Source organism: Streptomyces sp. NPDC093064 (assembly GCF_044754605.1).
Taxonomy (GTDB): domain Bacteria; phylum Actinomycetota; class Actinomycetes; order Streptomycetales; family Streptomycetaceae; genus Streptomyces.
This window is the reverse complement of record NZ_JBIVPK010000150.1, coordinates 1-1451: the sequence shown is the minus strand read 5'-3', so window position 1 is coordinate 1451 and position 1451 is coordinate 1. Positions and strand designations below refer to the sequence as shown.

General features: G+C 65.7%; 2 protein-coding genes. Both read left to right on the top strand.

The window, feature by feature from the left end; all coding sequences use genetic code 11:
- Positions 1-428: DUF3459 domain-containing protein (locus tag ACIQFZ_RS43505; RefSeq protein WP_365775155.1), on the top strand; the 428-nt coding region annotated here is incomplete at its 5' end.
- Positions 425-1451 (top strand): alpha-amylase family glycosyl hydrolase (locus ACIQFZ_RS43500; RefSeq protein WP_402694009.1); only part of this gene is annotated, 1027 nt, incomplete at its 3' end. The genes ACIQFZ_RS43505 and ACIQFZ_RS43500, both read left to right, overlap by 4 nt.

The window sequence follows — 1451 nt, the reverse complement described above, 5'->3', positions numbered from 1 at the left end:
AGTACCAGCTCAAACCCCGCGACTGGACAGCCGCCGCACGCGAGGGCCGCACCATCGCCCCCCTCGTCACCAGACTCAACGACATCCGCCGCCGCAGTCCGGCCCTGCGGCAACTGCGGGACCTGCACTTCCATCACACCGACAAGGACGCGGTGATCGCCTACTCGAAGCGGAGCGGATCGAACACGGTTCTGGTGGTCGCCAACCTCGACCCCCACCACACCCAGGAGGCCACGGTCTCGTTGGACATGCCGCAACTCGGCCTGGAATGGCACGAGTCGGTGCCGGTGCGCGATGAGCTGACCGGCGAGACCTACCACTGGGGCAGGGCCAACTATGTGCGTCTCGAGCCGGGCCACCGGCCCGCGCATGTCCTCACCGTCCTGCGACCGTCCACCCCGCAGATCGGAGGGTCACCGACAACATGATCGTCAATGAGCCCGTTCCGGACACCTTCGAAGACACTCCGGCCCAGGACCGGGACCCGGAGTGGTTCAAGCGTGCCGTGTTCTACGAGGTCCTCGTCCGCTCCTTTCAGGACAGCAACGGCGACGGCGTCGGCGACCTGAAGGGCCTGACCGCCAAGCTCGACTACCTCCAGTGGCTCGGCGTCGACTGCCTGTGGCTGCCGCCGTTCTTCAAGTCCCCGCTGAGGGACGGCGGATACGACGTGTCCGACTACGCCGCCGTGCTCCCGGAGTTCGGCGACCTGGCCGACTTCGTGGAGTTCGTCGACGCCGCCCACCAGCGCGGCATGCGCGTGATCATCGACTTCGTCATGAACCACACCAGCGACCAGCACCCGTGGTTCCAGGAGTCCCGCAAGGACCCCGACGGCCCCTACGGGGACTACTACGTGTGGGCCGACGACGACAAGCAGTACCAGGACGCGCGGATCATCTTCATCGACACGGAGGCGTCCAACTGGACCTACGATCCGGTCCGCAAGCAGTACTACTGGCACCGGTTCTTCTCCCACCAGCCGGATCTCAACTACGAGAACCCGGCCGTCCAGGAGGAGATGATCTCCGCGCTGAAGTTCTGGCTGGACCTGGGCATCGACGGCTTCCGGCTGGACGCGGTGCCGTACCTGTACCAGCAGGAGGGCACCAACTGCGAGAACCTCCCGGCCACGCACGAGTTCCTGAAGCGGGTGCGCAAGGAGATCGACACCCAGTACCCGGACAAGGTGCTGCTGGCGGAGGCGAACCAGTGGCCGGAGGACGTCGTCGACTACTTCGGCGACTACGCCGCCGGCGGCGACGAATGCCACATGGCCTTCCACTTCCCCGTCATGCCCCGCATCTTCATGGCCGTCCGCAGGGAAAGCCGCTACCCCGTCTCCGAGATTCTCGCCAAGACCCCCGCCATCCCCACCAACTGCCAATGGGGCATCTTCCTGCGCAACCACGACGAGCTCACCCTCGAAATGGTCACCGACGAAGAACGCG